14 protein-coding genes and 1 tRNA gene are annotated in these 19,271 nt (G+C 62.1%); 8 read left to right on the top strand and 7 right to left on the bottom strand.

The window, feature by feature from the left end; genetic code table 11:
- The first annotated feature begins 49 nt into the window (after nt 1–49).
- The 3 genes from AC0CH3_RS04430 to AC0CH3_RS04440 all read left to right on the top strand — a co-directional run bounded on the left by AC0CH3_RS04430 (nt 50) and on the right by AC0CH3_RS04440 (nt 3,848).
- Nucleotides 50–538 carry an RNA polymerase sigma factor gene (locus AC0CH3_RS04430; protein WP_354302219.1) on the top strand — a complete coding sequence of 163 codons (489 nt, stop codon included), beginning with the start codon at nt 50–52 and terminating at the stop codon, nt 536–538.
- Nucleotides 539–607: 69 nt separating this feature from the next.
- Complete coding sequence (locus tag AC0CH3_RS04435; RefSeq protein WP_354302221.1) at nt 608–1,588, top strand: FecR family protein; 981 nt, start codon at nt 608–610, stop codon at nt 1,586–1,588.
- Nucleotides 1,488–3,848 (top strand): TonB-dependent receptor, encoded by a 2,361-nt coding sequence (locus AC0CH3_RS04440; protein ID WP_465237640.1) that lies wholly within the window; start codon nt 1,488–1,490, stop codon nt 3,846–3,848. The genes AC0CH3_RS04435 and AC0CH3_RS04440 overlap by 101 nt, the downstream gene beginning before the upstream one ends.
- Before the next feature lie 9 nt (nt 3,849–3,857).
- On the opposite strand, the gene AC0CH3_RS04445 is transcribed toward AC0CH3_RS04440, so the two are convergent.
- Together AC0CH3_RS04445 and AC0CH3_RS04450 are read right to left on the bottom strand one after the other, a co-directional pair.
- Nucleotides 3,858–5,210 (bottom strand): sensor histidine kinase, encoded by a 1,353-nt coding sequence (locus AC0CH3_RS04445; RefSeq protein ID WP_354302224.1) that lies wholly within the window; start codon nt 5,208–5,210, stop codon nt 3,858–3,860.
- Nucleotides 5,188–5,865: a response regulator transcription factor gene (locus tag AC0CH3_RS04450; RefSeq protein WP_354302226.1), complete on the bottom strand. Its 678-nt coding sequence runs from the start codon at nt 5,863–5,865 to the stop codon at nt 5,188–5,190. The genes AC0CH3_RS04445 and AC0CH3_RS04450 overlap by 23 nt, the downstream gene beginning before the upstream one ends.
- 128 nt (nt 5,866–5,993) lie before the next feature.
- Here AC0CH3_RS04450 and AC0CH3_RS04455 point away from each other — a divergent pair, with 128 nt between their 5' ends.
- The 4 genes from AC0CH3_RS04455 to AC0CH3_RS04470 all read left to right on the top strand — a co-directional run bounded on the left by AC0CH3_RS04455 (nt 5,994) and on the right by AC0CH3_RS04470 (nt 13,165).
- Nucleotides 5,994–7,271, top strand: coding sequence for a TolC family protein (locus tag AC0CH3_RS04455; protein ID WP_354302228.1), 1,278 nt, complete (start codon nt 5,994–5,996; stop codon nt 7,269–7,271).
- Nucleotides 7,268–10,438 (top strand): efflux RND transporter permease subunit, encoded by a 3,171-nt coding sequence (locus AC0CH3_RS04460; protein ID WP_354302230.1) that lies wholly within the window; start codon nt 7,268–7,270, stop codon nt 10,436–10,438. The genes AC0CH3_RS04455 and AC0CH3_RS04460 overlap by 4 nt, the downstream gene beginning before the upstream one ends.
- Nucleotides 10,435–10,977 carry a phosphatase PAP2 family protein gene (locus AC0CH3_RS04465; protein WP_354302232.1) on the top strand — a complete coding sequence of 181 codons (543 nt, stop codon included), beginning with the start codon at nt 10,435–10,437 and terminating at the stop codon, nt 10,975–10,977. Before AC0CH3_RS04460 ends, AC0CH3_RS04465 begins: the two co-directional genes overlap by 4 nt.
- 685 nt (nt 10,978–11,662) lie before the next feature.
- Complete coding sequence (locus tag AC0CH3_RS04470) at nt 11,663–13,165, top strand: hypothetical protein (RefSeq protein WP_465237641.1); 1,503 nt, start codon at nt 11,663–11,665, stop codon at nt 13,163–13,165.
- A gap of 1,137 nt (nt 13,166–14,302) precedes the next feature.
- Here the strand turns inward: AC0CH3_RS04470 and AC0CH3_RS04475 are convergent.
- Entirely contained in the window at nt 14,303–14,863 is a 561-nt protein-coding gene (locus AC0CH3_RS04475) for a recombinase family protein (protein WP_465237642.1), read from the bottom strand.
- A gap of 139 nt (nt 14,864–15,002) precedes the next feature.
- Here AC0CH3_RS04475 and AC0CH3_RS04480 point away from each other — a divergent pair, with 139 nt between their 5' ends.
- Nucleotides 15,003–15,653 carry a hypothetical protein gene (locus AC0CH3_RS04480; protein ID WP_465237643.1) on the top strand — a complete coding sequence of 217 codons (651 nt, stop codon included), beginning with the start codon at nt 15,003–15,005 and terminating at the stop codon, nt 15,651–15,653.
- A 325-nt stretch (nt 15,654–15,978) separates the two neighbouring features.
- Here the strand turns inward: AC0CH3_RS04480 and AC0CH3_RS04485 are convergent, their stop codons facing one another.
- The 4 genes from AC0CH3_RS04485 to AC0CH3_RS04500 all read right to left on the bottom strand — a co-directional run bounded on the left by AC0CH3_RS04485 (nt 15,979) and on the right by AC0CH3_RS04500 (nt 19,257).
- Nucleotides 15,979–16,845 (bottom strand): DUF4435 domain-containing protein, encoded by an 867-nt coding sequence (locus AC0CH3_RS04485; protein WP_465237644.1) that lies wholly within the window; start codon nt 16,843–16,845, stop codon nt 15,979–15,981.
- The gene (locus AC0CH3_RS04490) at nt 16,845–18,146 is read right to left on the bottom strand and encodes an AAA family ATPase (RefSeq protein ID WP_465237645.1); all 1,302 of its coding nucleotides are present in this window, start codon (nt 18,144–18,146) and stop codon (nt 16,845–16,847) included. The genes AC0CH3_RS04485 and AC0CH3_RS04490 overlap by 1 nt, the downstream gene beginning before the upstream one ends.
- A 183-nt stretch (nt 18,147–18,329) precedes the next feature.
- Nucleotides 18,330–19,064, bottom strand: coding sequence for an HNH endonuclease (locus AC0CH3_RS04495; RefSeq protein WP_465237646.1), 735 nt, complete (start codon nt 19,062–19,064; stop codon nt 18,330–18,332).
- A gap of 118 nt (nt 19,065–19,182) precedes the next feature.
- Nucleotides 19,183–19,257, bottom strand: a tRNA-Glu gene (locus AC0CH3_RS04500).
- Between the last annotated feature and the right edge of the window lie 14 nt (nt 19,258–19,271).

Consider the following 19,271-nt stretch of genomic DNA (forward strand, 5'->3'; position numbering starts at 1 on the left):
CGACGCCGACACTCTTTCGCCCGCAGGCCCCATCGACGGCCTGTCTGCGGTGCTTGCGGCCCACCGCCCGCAACTCGTCCGGTTCTTTACCGGGCGAACGGGTAGTGCGGCCGAGGCGGAGGATGTCGTCCAGGAGATATGGCTTCACATCGCGGAGCCCCTCGCGGGGCCGATCGGAAATCCGCTCGGCTACCTCCACCGGGTGGGCCTGAACATCGTGCTCGACCGGGCCCGCGCGCGTGGGCGGCGGCAGCGGCGCGATGCGGGCTATGTCGATGCGACGACCTCGGTGCTGGGGGCGGAGACGATCGACGACCGGCCGTCCGCGTTCGACGCGGTCGTCGGGCGCGAGCGTGTCGCCCGCCTCGCCGCCGCCCTCGCGGGCCCGCCCGAGGGCGCGATGCGCGTGTTTCGGCGGCACCGGATCGACGGCGCGTCACATGCCGAGATCGCAGCCGAACTCGGCATCACGCGCAGCGCGGTGGAAAAGCATGTCGCGGTTGCTCTCCGGCATCTCAGAAAGGCGCTGGATGAGTGATCGGGTGGGCGACCTGCGGTTCGGTGGGCGCGGTGGCGTCTAATGGTTGAGCATGGAAAGGAGGGCGGCATGACGGATACGGAGACGGGCACACGGACAGCAATCGATGCCGCTGCCGCCTGGCATGCGCAGCTCGAGTCCCCCGACATGGACTGGGCGCGGTTCGGCGCGTGGCTCGAGGCCGATGCCGAGCATCGCCGCGCCTATGAGTCGATCGCGCTGCTCGATGCGGAGATCGCGGACGCGGCGCCGGCGATCGCCGCGCGGCTGCCGGCGAACGACGTCGATACCGTCGCGCCTGCCGCGGCGATGCGTCCCGCGCGCTGGCGGCTGGCCGCGCTCGGCGGCGGCGGCGCGCTGGCGGCCGGCCTCGCGCTGCTGCTGGTGGCGCCGTCGGCCGAGACCGCGGCGCAGATCTACACGACCGGTCGCAGCGAGACGCGCGCGGTGACGCTCGCCGATGGCAGCCGGATGCAGATCGACCGCGGCTCGCGCGTGACGGTCAGCGGCGCGCGCAGCCCGGTGATCGAGATCGCGCAGGGCGCGGCGAGCTTTGCCGTGCGGCACGATCCCTCGCGCGTGCTGACGGTCCGCGCCGGCGGTTACGAGGTGCGCGACATCGGCACGCGGTTCGACGTCGTCAGTGCGCATGGGCGCGTGGCGGTGACCGTTGCGCAAGGCATGGTCGGGGTGACGCCGATTGGCGGCGCGTCGGCAGACATGACGACGCTGCATGCGGGGCAGGCGCTGGACATCACGCCCGCCACGCAGATCGCGGCGCGCCGGAGCATCGATCCGGGACGCGTCGCGGACTGGGCCGATGGCCGGCTCGAATATGACGGCGCACCGCTCGCGCTGGTTGCGGCGGATATATCGCGATATGCTGATCGCCCGTTGATGGTCGACCCATCGGCGGCGGACCTACGCTTTTCCGGGGTATTGACGATTGGTGACGGATCGCGGCTCGTCGATCAACTTCGCGCGGTCCTGCCGATACGCGCTCGCGCTGTCGGCGGCGTCGTGCACCTGGACGCTCGCGGCGGCGGTTGACGCGCAGCGACCGCAGATCACAATTCCGGCGGGAACGCTGCGTTCGGCGCTCGACGCGCTTGCACGGCAAAGCGGGATATCGATCGGCATGGCGGGCGCGCTCCCCGATCTGCGCGTCAGGCGGATCGAGCACGCGCGCGACGTCGGCGATGCGCTGCGCAGGATGCTCGCGGGCAGCACGCTTCACGCAGTCCGCATCGATGCGACGACGTGGCGGATCGAACCGCTCGCGCCCACGCGGCGATCGCGCAAGCGCATCCCGCGCCCGCCGCCCGCGCTCGCCGCGGGGGACATCATCGTAACCGCCAGCAAGCGCGACGAACGGCTTTCCGATCTGCCCGCCTCGATCAGCATCGTCGGCGGGCAGGGGCTGGGGCGGCTGGCGGGACGGCGCGGGCTGGTCGATGTGATGGCGACGACCGATGGCGCGTTTTCGACCAATCTTGGTCCCGGCCGTGACCGGATCTTCCTGCGCGGGGTCGCCGACAGCGCATTCAACGGGACGAGCCAGTCGCTCGTCAGCCTGTATCTCGACGATGCGCGGATCGGCTATGCCGCGCCCGATCCCGATCTGCGCCTCGTCGATGTCGATCGCGTCGAGGTGCTACGCGGACCGCAGGGCACGCTCTACGGCACCGGCGCGCTGGGCGGGGTGGTCCGGATCGCGACCGTCGCGCCCGATCTCGACCGCTTTGCCGGCAGCGTCGCGGTCGAGGGGACGGGCATCACCAACGGGGCGCTTGGCGGCGCGGTCGAGGGGATCGTGAACCTCCCGATAAGGCCGGGTACGCTCGCGCTGCGCGTCTCGGGCTGGAGCGAGACGATGCCCGGCTGGATCGACGATAGCGGGCGCGACCGCCGCGACGTCAACCGGACACGGCGGAACGGCGCGCGGGCCGCGCTGCGCTGGGCGCTGGGCGACTGGCATGCGACGCTCGCCGGCGTCGCGCAGCGGATCGATGCGCGCGACAGCCAATATGCGACCCGCGGCCTGTCGCGCGCGACGCTCATCGCCGAGCCGCAGGACAACGACTTCACCGCGGCGACGCTCACGCTCCAAGGGCCGATCGGCAAGCTCGACGCGCGGGCAACGACCGCGGTCGTCGACCAGGAATTCGGCAGCACCTACGATGCGACCGTCCTCGCACCCGCGCTCGGGGCGCAAGCGCCGCTTTCCTATGTCGAGGATCGTTCGGCACAGCTTTTGTCGCAGGAGCTGCGCGTCAGCGACCCGACCGCGCGCCATCCGTGGATCGTCGGCGTGACGATCCTTCATTCGACGAGCCGGCTCGACGGCCGCTTCCTCGCGGTCGGCACGGCTGCGCCCGCGGCCGCGATCACCGCGCGCCGCGACGAGGAGAACGTCACCGACGCCGCGCTGTTCGCCGAGGGAACGCAAAGGCTCAGCGAGCGGCTCGATTTCAAGCTTGGGCTGCGCGCCTTCTCGACGACGAGCCATCTCGAGCAGCAGGGCCCCGAACGCGAGCGCGTGCACCGGCTGGGGGTGACGCCGAGCGGCACGCTGAGCTGGCACCGCGACGACCTCGGGCTCGTCTGGCTGCGCTATGCAAGCGCGGTCCGCCCGGCCGGGATCAGCCGATCCGCGCCCGTCGCCGGCCGCCGCATTCCCGGCGACGAATTGCAGAGCCTCGAGCTGGGGTGGCGGATCCGCCTGGGTGGTGACCGGCTGAGCATCCACGGCGCGGTGTACGGCTCGACCTGGGAGCATCTGCGGAGCGACACGGTCGGCGCGGACGGCCTGCTCGGTACGATCGACGCGGGCAATGCGACCAATGTCGGGCTCGAGGTCGGCGGGCGATGGGAGCTGGCGCCGGTCGCGATCGACTTCGGGGCGACGGTGCAGCGCGCCCGGCTGACTACGCCGTCCGGCCGCGCGACGATCGACGACGACGATCGCCGCCTGCCGGTCGTCCCCGACCTGTCCGCGCGACTGGCTGCGGCGCGCCGCTTCGTGGTGCACGGGCTGCCCGCGCAGATCTATGCGCAGGCGCGTTATGTCGGCAGCAGCCGGCTGAGCTTCGACCCCGTGCTCGACCGGCCGGCCGGCAACTATGCGACGCTCGACACCGGCGTATCGCTCGACGCGGGGGCGCGGCACTGGTCGATCGACGTCGCCAACCTGCTCGACAGTCGCGGCAATAGTTTCGGCTTCGGCAACCCCTTCACGCTCGACACGACCACGCAGAGCGTGCCGGTGCGGCCCCGGACGATCACGCTCAGGCTCGCGATCGGACTATAGGCGCCGATATCAGCCGGGCCCGACGAGCGAGACCGCGCTGCCCGTCTCGGCGAAGCGCAGCGTGAAGCCGTGGAGATCGGCGATCGCCTTGACCAGGCTCAGCCCCAGCCCCGCACCTTCGCGGTCGTGCCGGCCGCGGTAGAAACGCTGCGTGACCAGCGGGCGCTCGGCCGCGGGGACGCCCGCGCCCTCGTCGGTGACGGTGATGACGACCGCGCGCTCCTCCTGTCGCAGCAGCAGCGCGACATGGCCGCCGGCGGGGCCGAACTTCATCGCATTGTCGATCAGGTTCGACATCGCCTCGATCAGCAGGCTCGCATCGCCCTCGATCGGCGCGACCGGGTCGATGTCGCAGCTGAGAACGATCCCGCGATCCTCCGCGGTCGGCCGGTGGAGCTCGCACGCATCCTCGGCCAGCCGCGCAAGATCGACCGGCGCGAAGCGGCTGCGGCGGGCATGGTCCTCGAGCTCGCGGACGCGCAGCAGCGCGGCGACGATGCCGAGCAGCTGGTCGATCTCGTCGAGCGCGGCGTCGGCGCTGGCCTGGAACGCAGCGACGTCGCCCGCCTCGCGCAGCCCGCGTTCGAGCCGGGCGCGCAGCCGCGTCAGCGGGGTGCGGAGCTGATGCGCGATGTCGTCGCCGACGCCGCGCACGTCGATCACCAGCGACTGGATGCGGTCGAGCATCAGGTTGATGTGCGCGCAGAGCAGCCGGAAGCTGTCGGGGCGCTCGCCGACGGGCAGCCGCTGGTCGAGATCGCCCGCGACGATCCGCTCGGTCAGGCCGCGCACCGCATCGACCTGAGTCGCGGCACGGCGCCCCGCGACGAGCCCGAAGCCGATCGCGAGCAAAAGGCCCGGGATCAGCCCGAACGCCAGCGACCGCTCGATGATCCGCAACGCGCCCTCGGCATTGTCGAGGTCGACCCCGGTCAGCAGCCGGGTGCCATCGGGCATCGCGCAGGTCCGCAGGCGCGCGACGTCGCTGGTCTTGCCCGGCAGTTCGGTCGGTGTGATCGTCGCGACGGTCGAGCCGGCCCGCAGCACATCCGGCGGCAGCCGCGCGACATTGCCGTCGATCCGCGTCCCGTCAGCGGCGAACAGCGCGAGGAACCGGTCGCGGTGGATGTCGTGCGCCAGCATCTCGCGCAGCTCGACACGGCGAACATCCGGCGAAAGCGTCGCGAGCGAACGGCAATCCTCGGCAAAGCCGCGCTCGGCATCACGGCGATGGCTGCCATTGGCGAGCAGCCAGAACAGGCCGGCGAGCATGATCGACTGGACGACGAGCAGCGCCGCGATCGCGCCGCCCCACCGCCACGTCGCGCGGGTGCGCGGGTCAGACCGCCGGATCGAAAACATAGCCTCTGCCCCGGACGTTGCGGATCAGCTGCGGCTCGCCCTCGGCATCCACCTTGCGGCGCAGGCGGCCCATATGCACGTCGACGACGTTGCTGTTGGGTTCGAAACTATAGCCCCACACGTCCTGGAGCAGCATCGACCGGGTGACGATCCGCCCTGGCCGGCGGACGAGATAATCGAGCAGCTTGAGCTCGCGCGGGAGAAGGTCGAGCGGGCGGCCGGCGCGGCGGCCCGTGCCGCCGAGCAGGTCGAGATCGAGTGGACCAACGATCAGCCGCGTGTCGCGCGTCTCATTGGGGCGCCGCAGCAGCGCCTGGACGCGCGCGACGAGCTCGACCAGCGCGAACGGCTTGGCGAGATAGTCGTCGCCGCCCGCGCGCAGCCCGCGGACCCGGTCGTCGAGGCTGCCGAGCGCGCTGAGGACGAGCGCGGGAGTGCGGCGGCCCTCGGCGCGGATCCGCTCGATCAGGTCGAGCCCCTCGCCATCGGGCAGCTGGCGATCGACGATCAGCAGGTCGACATCGTCGCCGCGCGCCGCCGCCAGCCCGTCGGCCACGCGCAGATGATGCGTCACCGCATAGCCCTGCGCGCCGAGCTCGAGCGCGATCTCGGTCGCGGTGCCCGCGTCGTCTTCGAGGAGCAGGATATGCGTCACCCGCCTGCTTCGCCATGCGCGGCCGACCGCGTCAACTGAATAGCAGTTCAGACTCTGAACCCGGATTTAGTCGACGGCGGGCCACCCGCGCGCATAGCGGAAGTCCTTCGTTACCAGGACCTTCGACCATGCGAATTGCCGTTTCCGCGCTGATGTTGGCCGCGCTGCCCGTGACGGCCCTGGCCGAGCCGGTCGCTGCCCAAGCCTCCGCACAGACCGGCATGTCGCTCGACCGGCTGGTGCAGGACGTCATCGCCAACAATCCCGAGCGGCAATATTACCAGCGGCAGATCGAGACCGCGGGGACCGAGCGCAGCGCGGCGGGGCGCTGGGCGGATCCCGAGGCGGTGGTCGAGTTCGGCCAGCGTCAGGCGAGCGATCGCACCACCGGTTCCGCGCTGGGCGAGGGCACGACCTATGCCGTCTCGGTCGTCCAGCCGATCGAGTTTGGCGGGCGGATCGCGCTGCGGCGGGCGATCGCCGACCGGCAGGTCGAGCTGGCGCGGATGGGGCTCCGGCAGTTCGATGCGACGCTGGCGGCGCGCGCGCGAACGCTGGGCTACACGCTGTTCGCCGCCGACGAGAAGGCGGCGGTCGCGCGCACGGTCGCGCAGCGGATGCGCGAGCTGTCGCGCGTCATCGTCTCACGCGATCCCGCCGGGCCCGCGCCGCGGCTCGAGGCGGCATCGCTGCAGGGCGGCGCGATCAGCGCGGAACGCACCGCCGCGATCGCCGATGCCGACGCGAATTCGGCACTGTACGAACTCAACCAGCTCCGCGGCGCGCCCTTTGCCGCGCGGATCCGGATCGTCCGTCCCGACATGAGCCTGCCCGACCTCGCATCGGGGCAGGCGCTTGCGGACCGCGCCAGCGCGAACAATTTCGAACTGAAGGCGCTGCGGGCGCAATTCGAGCAGCAGGGGCTGCGTGTCGATCTCGCGCGCAAGGCGCGGGTCCCGATCCTCGGCGTCGGCCCCTATTACGACCGCGCGCGATCGGACATCCGCGAGACCAATTACGGCGTCCGGCTGTCGACGACGATCCCGTTGTGGAACCGCCAGGCGGGCGAGGTCGCGGTCGAGCAGGGGCGGCAGGCGCAGGCGAACGCGACGCTGATCGAGGCGGAACGGCGGATCGCGCGCGACGTGTTCGACCAGGCCGCGCAATATGACGCGAAGCGCCAGGCGCTGGCGAAATGGGACGGCGCGTCGGCGCAGGGCTTTGCCGGGGCGGCCGACGATGCGGACCGCAATTACCGGCTGGGGGCGATCCCGCTGACGACCTACATGCAGATGCAGCAATCCTATGTCGAGGCGACCAACGCGGTGCTCGACACCCGGCGCGAGGCGCTCGAGGCGCTGCTCCGGCTGCGCGCGCTCAACGGCGGCGACGCGCTCGTCCGATGATCCGCGGGCTGCTTGATCTCGTCACGCGCCACCGGCTCGTCGTCGCCGCGGTCAGCGCGGTCATCGCGGCGATCGGCCTGTGGGCGTTCGCGACGCTGCGGATCGATGCGATCCCCGACATCACCGGGGTCCAGGTGCAGGTCAACACGATGGTCCCGTCGCTCGCGCCCGAGGAGATCGAGCGGCTCGCGACGCTGCCGATCGAACGCGCGATGGCGGGGCAGCCCGGGCTGGTCGAGACGCGCGCGCTGACCAAGACCGGGCTCGCGCAGGTCACGCTGATCTATGCGGACGGCACCGACCAGATGCGCGCGCGCCAGCTCGTGACCGAGCGGCTGAACGCGGTGCGCGACCAGTTGCCGCCCGGCGCCACGCCGCAGCTCGCGCCGATCACCACGGGACTGGGCGAGATCTATTACTATACGCTCGAATGGAAGCGGCCGCCGCGCGGGATGACGACGCAGCGCCAGCTGATGGATCTGTACGAGGCGCAGGAATATACCGTCCGGCCGATGCTGCGCGCGGTGAGCGGGGTCGCCGACGTCAACACCAACGGCGGGCTGGAGGAGCAATATGTCGTCGAGCCCGACCCCGCGCAGCTGACGCTGCACGGCGTCACCGCTGCCGAGCTGGCCGAGGCGGTCGGCAGCAACGTCGAGAATGCCGGTGGTGGGATCATCGCGCGCGGCGCGGAGCGCTTCACCGTCCTGACCAACGGCCGCGTCCGGACCGCCGCCGAGATCGGTGCGATCCCCGTCAAGTTCGCGGGCGGCGTGCTGCCGCTCCAGGTCCGCGACCTTGCCAACGTCGTCATCGGTGCAGCACCGCGCCAGGGCGCCGCGACGCAAAGCGCGCGCGAGACGGTGCTCGGCACTGCGATGATGCTGGTCGGCGAGAACAGCCGCGAGGTCGCGCTGCGCGTCCGCGACACGCTGCCCGCGGTGCAGGCGGCGCTGCCCAAGGGGATGGTGATCGACGAGCAATATAGCCGGGCCGACCTGGTCGACCGGACGATCTCGACCGTCGAGCGCAATCTCGGCGAGGGCGCGCTGCTCGTCGCGCTCGTCCTGCTCGTGGTGATGGGAAACTGGCGTGCGGCGCTGATCGTCGCGCTCGTCATCCCGCTCGCCTTCCTCGTCACGGTGACGGGGATGAACGCGATCGGCGTGTCGGGCAATCTGATGAGTCTCGGCGCGCTCGATTTCGGCCTGATCGTCGACGGCGCGATCGTGGTGGTCGAGAACAGCCTGAGGCTGCTGGCGAACCGGCGGCGCGACAAGCGCGAGGACCTGACCGACGAGGAACGGCGTGCGGCGGTGGCGGATGCCGCGCGGATGGTCGCGCGCCCGACAATGTTCGGCATCGCGATCATCGCGCTGGTCTATGTCCCCGTCCTCAGCCTTGGCGGGGTCGAGGGCAAGCTGTTCCAGCCGATGGCGCAGGCGGTCATGCTGGCGATCTTCGCCGGGCTGGTCTGGACCTTCACGATCGTGCCGATGCTGTCCGCGTGGCTGTTGCGCGCACCCGCGAGCGCGCAGGAGGACGGGCGCCGCACCGGGCTGATCGGCTGTGCCGAGCGCGGCTATGCGCCCGCGCTCGAGCGGGCGATCGCGCATCCCTGGCTGCTGGTGATCGGCGCGCTGCTGCTGCTCGCCGCGACGGCCGGGGTGTTCAGGACGCTCGGCTCGCAGTTCACGCCGCAGCTCGACGAGGGCGCGATCACCGCGATGGTCTATCGCCCGGTCGGCATGTCGCTCGAACGCAGCCTCGCGATCGAGCAGGAGACGGAGCGCCAGATCCGCCGCCATTTCCCGCAGGTGACGCACACCTTTTCGCGGATCGGCACGAGCGAGGTCGCGACCGACCCGATGCCGCCCAACGAGAATGACCTCTACGTCTTCTATGCCCCCGAAAAGGACTGGCCGACGGGTGACGGGAAACCGCGGACGAAGGACGAGCTGGTCGAGGGCATTCGCAAGGTCGGCGAGCAGGTCTATCGCGGGCAGAGTTTCGAATTCGCGCAGCCGATCGAGATGCGGTTCAACGAGATGCTCGAGGGCGTCCGCGCCGACGTCTCGGTCAAGATCTTCGGCGAGGATTATGACGTGCTCGAACGCGCGGCGCGGCAGGCCAAGGCGGTGCTCGAGAAGCAGGACGGCACCGAGAGCGTCGAGTTCGAGACCGCGGGCCGGCCGAAGAGCATCGTCGTCGCGCTCGACCATGCGGCGATGCTGCGGCTGGGCCTTGGTACCGCGGAGGTGAACAAGGCGATCACCGACGCGGTCGCGGGGGCGGAGGTCGGCTTCATCCCGCATAACGAGGCGCGCCACGCGATCGTCATCCGCATGGCCGAAGGGTTGCGCGCGGATTCGTCCGCGATCCTCGCGCTGCCGCTGCGCGTCGGCGAATACGGGATGGTGCCGCTGTCGCGCGTCGCAAGCCTGCGCGAGACGCGCACCGTCGAGCCGATCCTGCACGACAGCGGCAAGCGACGCGCCGCGCTGATGGTCAATCTCAAGACGAGCGACCTTGCCGGCTATGTCGCGCGCGCCCGCGCCGCGGTCAGCAGCCAGGTCAAGCTGCCGCCCGGCTACCGGATCGAGTTCGGTGGCCAGTTCCATCAGCTCGAGGCGGCGCAGAAGCGGCTGTCGATCGTCGTGCCCGCGGCGTTGCTGCTGATCTTCCTGCTGGTCTATGCCGCGCTCGGGAGCATCAAGGAGGCGGCGATCGTCTATACCGGCATCCCGTTTGCGGTGACCGGCGGCGTGCTCGCGCTGTGGCTGCGCGGCATGCCGTTCTCGATCACCGCGGCGATCGGCTTCATCGCGCTGTCGGGGATCGCGATGCTCAACGGGCTGGTGCTCGTCGACCATATCAACGCGCTGCGCGACGGCCGCGAGGGCGATCCGCTCCCGGTCGATGACGCGGTCCGCCACGGCGCGCGTGACCGGTTGCGCCCGGTCCTGTCGACCGCGCTGGTCGCCGCGATCGGGTTCGTGCCGATGGCGATCGCGAGCGGTGCGGGCGCAGAGGTGCAGCGACCGCTCGCGACCGTGGTGATCGGCGGGATCGTCACCTCGACCATATTGACGCTGTTCCTGCTCCCGAGCCTGTATCGCCGGTTCGTCGGCGGGGCCGATCCTGTCGCCACGGAGGTATGTGCATGACCCGGTTCCCGTTCGCCGTCACCGCTGCGGCGGTCGCGCTTGCCAGCCCGTCATCCGCGCAGGCAAGCGCGCATGGCTGGGGCAAGGCGAGCAGCATCGGCCGTACGCTGCTCGTCGGCGCGGCGCTGGGGGTGCCCGCGGTGCAGGGCGACTGGCGCGGCGATCTCGAGGCGGCGGGCAGCCTGGTCGCGGCGGGGGGCACGACGTTCGTGCTGAAGGAGCTGATCCACGAGAGCCGGCCCGACCGCAGCGACAACCGGAGCTTTCCGTCGGGCCACACCTCGATATCCTTTGCCGCGGCGGCGACGCTCGAGAAGCGCTATGGCTGGCAGGCGGGGCTTCCCGCGCTGGCGGTGGCGAGTTTCGTCGGGCTCGCGCGGGTCCAGGCGGACAAGCATTATGTCCACGACGTTATCGCCGGCGCAGTGATCGGCGGGGTCAGCGGGCTGCTGATCACAGGCCGTCACGACGACCGCGTGCAGCTGACGCCCTGGTCGGCGCATGGCGGAGGGGGGCTTGATCTCACGCTGCAATTTTGACGCGCCGATGGCGTCCGATTTGCTTCCCAACTTTCGCTGTTGGTGGGAAGCGGATCAGCCGCTTTTGGGCAACGATTGCGAGAAGCAGTCGTCCGTTGAGACGATGACGCAGGGGCTGAACCCCCGGTTACGGATGCTACTCGGACTTCGCACTTACGGGCGGGAAAACCACAAGATTGACGTCTAACCGAGGCAAATGCCGCTAGCCTAAGCAGAAATTGCCGCGCTTGACGGAATGCGACATCCCATTTGTAGCACTGGGCGCCTACGAAAGCGTTGATTTACTGCTTGCCCGCCGATCTCTGTCGCTTGGCGATGAGATGGTGACCCCTACGGGACGACAAACTAAGAGCGAGTAAGTAGTTGATATAGGACAAGCCGTTGCGCTGAAACGGGAATCTGTCACGGTCTGTGAGACTGCGGCGCGAGACAACGCCCGCAATGGAGACAGATTTTGACCGGGGTTGTTCAGTTCGTCCGTACTCGGGACGGGGTATTTCAGTACGAGCGGCGGGTGCCGACACACATACAGAGGGACGGCGCTAGGTTTGCTGCGGCGTTCGGATCGCGCCCGCTGTTCCGCAGGTCCCTACGCACGAAGCGAACCGTTGATATGTTTGCTGCGTATGCGGCCGCTCATTCCGAGTTCGAACGGCTAATAGCGGACCCGAAGTCGATCGTCGGCATGGCCAAGAGTGCCGAGCTTCAACCAGCCCGCGTCGTAACGGATACCGACCTTGAAAAGATTGCTGCACGACAAGCGGAGGTGACGGCGCAGCCTTTCGAACGGCAATATCGTCGCGCCAATGTCGACCGGGATGCCGCCGCCGAGCTAGACCGAATGTTGTACGATTTGGAGCGTGACGCCGAAGAGGCGCGCGAGGCCATACGAACGCGACATAACGATAAGCCGTCCGCATTCCTAAAGCCTGACAATGAGGCGCGCTGCGTGGTTAGGGACGCGGGCTATGCGGCAGCCGAGGGTAGTGACGAGTTTGCTGCCATCATTGGTGCTGTACGTGCGGGCATGGAGCGGGGTTATAAGCGCATTTCAGCACTCATTGATGGTTCTGCGGTTCCAGCTTTGCCGGATCGCCAAAAAGTAGCTTCTAGCCCTATTGGTGGCACTCTAGCGGATGCGGTTGATGAATATTTGATAGCGCGCAAACCCGCACCGAAGACGATTGCTGAAACTCGACTGGCGTTGCGGCAGTTCGAAGAGGTTACCGGTCGGAAGTCTCTTGCTTCCATCACACGTTCCGATGCCCGGCAATTTGTTCAGCACCTTGCGACGGTGCAGGTTGGCGGAAAGACGCCGGGAAGTATTGTGCGTCCGTTATCCGGGCAGAGCATCAAAAAGAGATTAAGGATTTTAGCTTCTGCGATCTATCACGCCCGCGATACCGATAAATTCGTAGGGGATAACCCCCTAGCTGGTTTGAAGATCGACAATCTCATAGTGCCGAAAGATCGGGCCGTGATGCCAGATAAGCGGCGCTTGCAGATAAGCGAGCTTAACGCGATATTTGCTCACCCATGGTTCACAGGATGCAAGTCTGCGACGGATACTCACACGCCCGGCAGCCATCTGTTGTCAGGTAGCGAATATTGGGTTCCGATTGTCGCGCTGATGACCGGTTGCAGGGCGTCGGAGTTGGGTGGTCTGGCCTTGTCCGAGGTCCGCCTAGCAGACGCGATGCCCCATTTCCTGATCCGGCCTAATGAGCATCGCGGAACTAAAAATGGGCGTAGCAGGTGTGTGCCTATCCTAGACGCGTTGATCGAATTAGGTTTCCCTGCTTACGTTGATCGCATTCGTAGGTCGGGGGCGACGCGTTTGTTTCCCGATTGGACAGCTATCAAGCCCGCCGGAGCGGGGCTGGACGCGTTTCCAGCATGGTCGAATTCAAAAGTCATCAGGGCGTTCAATCGTACAGTCATTCCTTGGGCGTTAGCCGACAAGCTTTCGATAGATGCAAGACGCGAGGTAACGTTTCACTCGCTGCGGGGCGCGTTCAAGGCGATGATAGGGACAACTAACAACCTCCCCATAAACGTGGTTCATGAGGTCGTAGGGCACGCCAAGAGCGAACTGGATGCACGGTATATCGGCGAAGTAACTATTGAAGAGACATATCCGCAGGTAAGTAAGCTTAGATACAATGGATTATTTATACCAAAAATATAAGCCGTGAATAGAAACTGCAATTAAGAACCGTTTGACTAGCGGTTGTGCGGCAAGTTTCAGCCGCTAATGTACCTCTACGGCAGTTAGGCCAAGAAGAGGACCCATTATGAACTTTAAAGAAGCCATGATATCGTTAGAAGAGATAAGGCAATATTTCCTTGACCTATTAGTTGAGCTATCAGGGGACAAGACATGTTTAAAAAGCGATAGGTTTGGTGTAATGATTCTTAACGCCTATTGCGCTGTTGAAATGGCGTGTAAGCCATTTCGGCCCGTTAATGACATCATTTTTCTCGAAGAAAATGTTGAGTAAGTATAATATGGCAGTACGACTGTCTTTTTATTCAACAGTTAATTAGCTATAATAGCTGAAATGGCATTGACCTGCCGTAATCATACCCACCTTTGGCATAAGAACGGCGATACCGGAATTCTAGACCGGCGCTATGAGCGAGTGGGCGCGCAGGGAATGATCGGGCGACAGCGCCCGGTTGTCGCCCGAGATACGTATTAGCGTGAATCTCAAATGGACTTCTAAAAGATGGGAGCGCTGCTTTGAAGCAACTCCCTCTTCCGGGGCGTAAATGGTACGAGCAATCCGGGAGGCTTCCAATATGGATAACCGAGTGTCACCGGAAGGTGACGGATAAGGGGTTTAATGGATCGGTAAACGGACTCCGCCGATCTGCTTAGTCAGCTAGCACCCTTCACCACTTCGACGGAAACGTTGCATCTCCTGCACTATGTTCGGGTCATGACTATTATCATGGCCTCAATATGGTGCAGGGGGATATTCTTCTCTTGAAATATAAGGCTTATCCCCTTCGGGGAAGCCAAAATGTCAAAAGATCAATCAAATCAAACAAAGCGGTAAATTATAAACATAATAAGATATCAATGCTGTAAACTTACATAAATAGTTTTAAACAACTTAAATATAGAATCTAGAAAATCTCTTGTTAATTCTCTTAAAGATTACACAGCAATGTAATAATCTTACAAGTAATCCATAAATTTTGTACTAGTATGAGCATTCCGGATTTTTCATCGAAAAAAACTGCAAGCTGTCCTCTCGACCATTGCCAATCAAATCCAGACATAGCCCCTTCGTATTAATACAGAAGGGTTCGCATTGCCTTAGGCTCCACCGTTCGCGGTTTCCAGGGCCCGGTAAACGCTCGCACGGCCTATCCCAAGGCGCTTGGCAATATCGCTAGGCCCGACCCCGTCATCCCGTAGGGAGCGAACTGCACTAACGTCCACAGACGGCTTGCGGCCTTTATAGACCCCGTTCGCCTTGGCCCTGGCGATGCCTTCCATCTGCCGCTCCTTACGGATCGCCGTTTCGAATTGCGCAAAGACACCAAGCATTTGCAAGAAGGCCAGCCCAGCAGGGGTTGAGGTATCGATCGGCTGTTCGGTAGCGCGAAGGAAGGCTCCCTTGGCCTTCAAGGCAGCTACGATCTTCTCCAAATCCGCTACAGACCGTGCAAGGCGATCTATGCGCGTTACCAAAAGCGTATCGCCCGCACGCATGAAGGACAGGAGGGTGTCGAGTTCGTGCCGACCCTCTGTGGTGGTCCCGCTCTTCTTCTCTGATCGAATGAGCGTGCAACCAGCGGCCCGAAGGGCATCCTCCTGTACCGAGCAATCCTGATCCGATGCCGAAACCCGCGCGTACCCCAAGATCGTCGTCATAGTTGATCCGTCTCAATAGCCTCTAGAAGTTTGCACTTATCTGTCTCATAGAACGGGAGTCAACCCTATTGGTACGAGTCCCTTGTACCGCGAGCTTGTCTCCTAGGAGTTTACCCATAAGAGGCATCTTGAAGACCGTATGGCTTTGATCGTTGGGCGTACTGCTTATTCTATGTCACTCGTTGAACATCACGACGTACTTTCGGCAGGGATAGCGATGACAAAACGGCCAGCGGCGGAGCTTTTGCACGGACGGCGCACTACCCGCGAGTACCAAGCTTGGCAGGGGTGGATGGACGAGGCGGCTGCACTAACAGCCCGGTTCGCAGACGAATGGGAAGATGACCCTTTCGCCTACAACGAGACAGCAAGCGTAAGCGCTCTATGCTCTGCCGCGATCTCCGCTGGCTATTTGGCCCTAGCGGAGTTCATGCAGCTGAAAAGAGCAAGAGCAGACCGCCGGTCCTACGCCACCGGCAGATGGGATTTGTGGCTTGCAACGAAAAATTATCAATGGGGGATCGAGTTCAAACAGGTGAGCACGAGGTTTACGCCTTCCCGACTTGAAGCGGCTCTTTCCGAAGCAACAATTTGCGCCCGACTTATTAACAAGAACGATACAAACCGTAGGATCGGCTGCCTTATCGCTACACTACCAGAATCAGCTCAAAGAAGGACGAAAGCGCGCGAGAACCTAGAAGAGTTTGCTTCTGAATGTGATTATGCCTGGCGAATCGACCTCAACGACGACTGTCGTGAAACGTATCTCTACTTTCGGTACGTAGATTGAACCATTGATCGGCTGCAATGCACGTCCGCACCTTACGTGCCGCCCTTCCCGCTGACTTCAAGCTATAGGCGGCCCCGGGCGGTAACGCAGCGGGGCGACGACGCAGCCCACCTGTACGCAATCGCCGCTCATAATGAACAGGTCGCGTCCGGTGCCGCAACCTAGATTTCGACACTTCTATTCGAACAGCTCGAAATCGACCGTCTTCGAGATGCACTAGGCTAACGCAACCGGTCAATGTTACGGCTAGCGTATTTCACCTCTAAAGGATTACGCTTGGCAGCCTTAAACCGTGCCGCGTTCGCCAGTAATAAGTAATAGACGGTTAATTAGCCTCCATCATATTAGAATAGTATGATTTAATGTCGGAGTCCCTCGCACCTAGAAAATGATTGCATAGTGCTAATACGCCGGAGGCCGTAACGGCGTCTTTTGTCAATTTGGATGTGTTTGAATGTAACTTTTGTAGATACGTCATTAATTTAAAGACAAAAGCTGAATAAAAGTGCCCTACAGCGTATCGAGGCAGATGACTATAGGTAAGAGGTAAGTTTCGAACCTTTTCCCTCGCTGGACCTGCATTTGCTCTATAAACGTCAGAAGACAGCATAGACTTCATTACTTTAGGCTTCGCACCATAGGTATGAGCACCAAAATACTTTTGTGGGCTTTTTCTATCAATCACGGCTCGCGCCACAGTCACGCCAGCTAGGTCTGCTAAGTGCGCCCACCATACATCTCGAACGAACTGAGCTGTCGCGGACTGGACATCTTCAAGTATTGTGTCAGTGTTTCCAAAGACAGGGCATATATTTTCAAACAATAATGCCAAATTATCTTTGCAATAAATGTCATTCTCGAAGCTATAGCCAAAAGTGTAATAAACGTTTTGCCTATCGATAATCTTATTCAACAAATCATCATAGTCGCGATCCATCGCGTAAAACACGTTGTCTATAATGCTGTCACCAGCTTGATCAATAAGAGATATGATGTTCTGCTTACTTCCCTTCGCGATCATTTTTACGCGTAGATCAGTGCGAAATACCTGAAATACCTTCTTCCAGAACATGGCGTCAAAAGACTCGTCTTGATCTTCAAGACCTCGCCCGCCTTCAACGTATACTATAGCATCTACGTTGAGAAATAGTGCTCTGTTACGCTGCCCTAACAGACTACGCTCGAACGCCATTACAGGATTTTCTCAAGGTCAATAGCTGCATCTGAATATGCACCGACTACGTCGGGCGAGTGCGTAGCGAAAACAATCTGCGCATTGGGATTGATTTTCAATAAGCTAGGTACGAGGCGCTCTTGCCAGTCAATATGAAGTGATATTTCAGGCTCGTCTGCCATAAATATACAGTTAGCTCTTTGTTGAAGAAGCGTTTCCCCGAGAAGAATAAAAAGCTGCTTTTCGCCCGAGGACAGGTCATCCAACTTCATTGGCTTACCGCCCGCATCGGTAAAAAATGGTTGATTGCCACGATTAATAGACAACGTCTTCCGATAGAATAAATCGTTAACGATACTTACAAAGTCATCTTTGGGCCTGTAAATCTTAGCCCGCTCATCAAGCAGTTTATGCCATTCCTTAACGGCATCGTGAATGCGCACGGTATCAGTAAGTACTAGAAAGTCATCCGCCGCTAACCCTTTATTCGGCTTGTAGTTAAGGACGGCCTTTGACATTCTCTTTGTAAAGTTTTCTAGCTTATTGTTATATACACTAGACTTAATATTGAATTCGGCAAACATACCACGGATTGCTGATTTCTCATCATCAACATTAATAGACTTTACTGTAGTGAGCGAATCAAAACCGGAAGGTGAAATAAGCGCGAGTAGATAAACCTGTTGAAACTTATCGGTCTCTTCCGCTGCTTTTTTATCGAGTGTAGAAAAGTAAGTTACAAAGTCGGTCGCAACTTGATTCAACTTGCGATCTACTGGTGTTTGACTTTTATCACTACTGTCCAACGCGGCCATCGCCGCAGGTGTATTTTGATTGGCAATCCCGCGGTGAACTGAAATCCAGCTAAAGTTAACTATACTAGCCAGATGCTCCGCAACGGTATCTACCGTATCTCCAAGAGGTTGTATCCGACCTAGGCTAGCCCTATTATACATATGCATCCACGATGATGATGATCTTGATGTGTGTATCGTGTATGTTTGGACTTTTGCTTTAGACGACATCGCTATTGTATAAAGAAAGCGGGGGTCGCCGTCGTCATCAACACTTCTGGAAACAATTATATAGGGACGGCGACGATCACCGACTCGACGAAGCCGAAATATCACCGAATTAAACTCGACCAGTGATAAGCCCATAACGTCAATATTCAACGATGAGCTGAGCAGGTTCATTAGCGTTGTTTTGCCAGTACCGTTACGGCCAATAAAAAAATTGACGTCATTGTTTAAGGTCAAAGAGATCTTTTCATCCCGACCGCGAAAACCGTCGATTTCAATCGAATGGATGCTAAACATTTTATTCCCCGATACCGCCTGCCACTTTAGTCGAGCTTCTGCGAAGCGCAACAGTCCGACGCCACAAGGCCTCCCGGACCACTTATGAGCTAATTTGTTAGATGGACCGCCGGAAACAGGATATTACCTCGCTCTTGTAGCAAGTTCGAAGGGTGAGTTGCGGAGCCGGACGGGCCAAATTGACTAGCTCTTTTTCATGCGTGTTCGAAGGGTATGAAGGGGCAGTGGAATACGCTCTCTATGTGCCATGCGGTGACAGTTCGCACAGAGAAGGGAGAGGTCTTCGAGCTTCGTCTTTGTCCCGGCAAGCAGGGTATGAACCGGCTTCGTGTGGTGAACCTCGATATACCCGTTACCGAGGTCGCCATACGTTGCCTTGAAGTCGAAGCCGCATACTTCGCACGCCAGCTTCCCGGTTGCAGCCGCCGCCTTACGCTTCTCGGATACGAGCTTCGGATCGCGTTCGTATCGCTTGTGAAGGCGCATGATGACGCCGCCCTCTTCGCCCTCGTACGGCTCGGCGGGTGGTAGCTTTGCCACCGCGACCTCGTCGGCCTCGTTAACAGTTCGCCGGATCGCTTTGGCGTCCGCTGCTAGATCGGCTAGGCGGCCATCGTATTCCTTCCACAATACGGCTTCTAGGCGGTTTCCTCGGGTCATCCCGACCTTACCTTGCCCTAAGTAAGTCGGGTCAGACGAACGGAAGTTCATAACCTTTAGATACACGCCGTTCCTGTTCCGCAGGGTGTCGTAGCCGGCGGTGCCGTTAAGTCGATGCAGCTTGTTTAGAAGCGCAGATAGCCGATCTAATGCCTCGTCATCCTTTCCGGTCGGATTGCCACTGGTCTGGATGTAAAGGTCGAGCGCAAGGGTTAGCTCGTCTCTAGACCATACGGGATTGCGTTTTGGCTTATCCATGATCGAAGGCTAGCTTCACTGATGGAGGAAGGGGACCCTTTTTCGCCGCCAGCTCTGTGAGATAAAACTGTGAGACAGTCGTGCCTCATTCACCGCTAAGTGCTTGAAAAAGCACAACTGGTGACCCCTACGGGAATCGAACCCGTGCTTCAGCCGTGAAAGGGCCGCGTCCTAACCGCTAGACGAAGGGGCCTGCGTGGTGGGAGG

The organism is Sphingomonas sp. AC449, assembly GCF_979253475.1.

Coding starts and splice junctions, on each gene's coding strand:
- AC0CH3_RS04435 (WP_354302221.1), top strand. CDS start 608: ATGACGGATACGGAGACGGGCACACGGACAGCAATCGATGCCGCTGCC.
- AC0CH3_RS04475 (WP_465237642.1), bottom strand. CDS start 14,863: ATGACGACGATCTTGGGGTACGCGCGGGTTTCGGCATCGGATCAGGAT.
- AC0CH3_RS04470 (WP_465237641.1), top strand. CDS start 11,663: ATGGCCAAGAGTGCCGAGCTTCAACCAGCCCGCGTCGTAACGGATACC.
- AC0CH3_RS04445 (WP_354302224.1), bottom strand. CDS start 5,210: ATGTTTTCGATCCGGCGGTCTGACCCGCGCACCCGCGCGACGTGGCGG.
- AC0CH3_RS04485 (WP_465237644.1), bottom strand. CDS start 16,845: ATGGCGTTCGAGCGTAGTCTGTTAGGGCAGCGTAACAGAGCACTATTT.
- AC0CH3_RS04490 (WP_465237645.1), bottom strand. CDS start 18,146: ATGTTTAGCATCCATTCGATTGAAATCGACGGTTTTCGCGGTCGGGAT.
- AC0CH3_RS04465 (WP_354302232.1), top strand. CDS start 10,435: ATGACCCGGTTCCCGTTCGCCGTCACCGCTGCGGCGGTCGCGCTTGCC.
- AC0CH3_RS04455 (WP_354302228.1), top strand. CDS start 5,994: ATGCGAATTGCCGTTTCCGCGCTGATGTTGGCCGCGCTGCCCGTGACG.
- AC0CH3_RS04480 (WP_465237643.1), top strand. CDS start 15,003: ATGGCTTTGATCGTTGGGCGTACTGCTTATTCTATGTCACTCGTTGAA.
- AC0CH3_RS04460 (WP_354302230.1), top strand. CDS start 7,268: ATGATCCGCGGGCTGCTTGATCTCGTCACGCGCCACCGGCTCGTCGTC.
- AC0CH3_RS04495 (WP_465237646.1), bottom strand. CDS start 19,064: ATGGATAAGCCAAAACGCAATCCCGTATGGTCTAGAGACGAGCTAACC.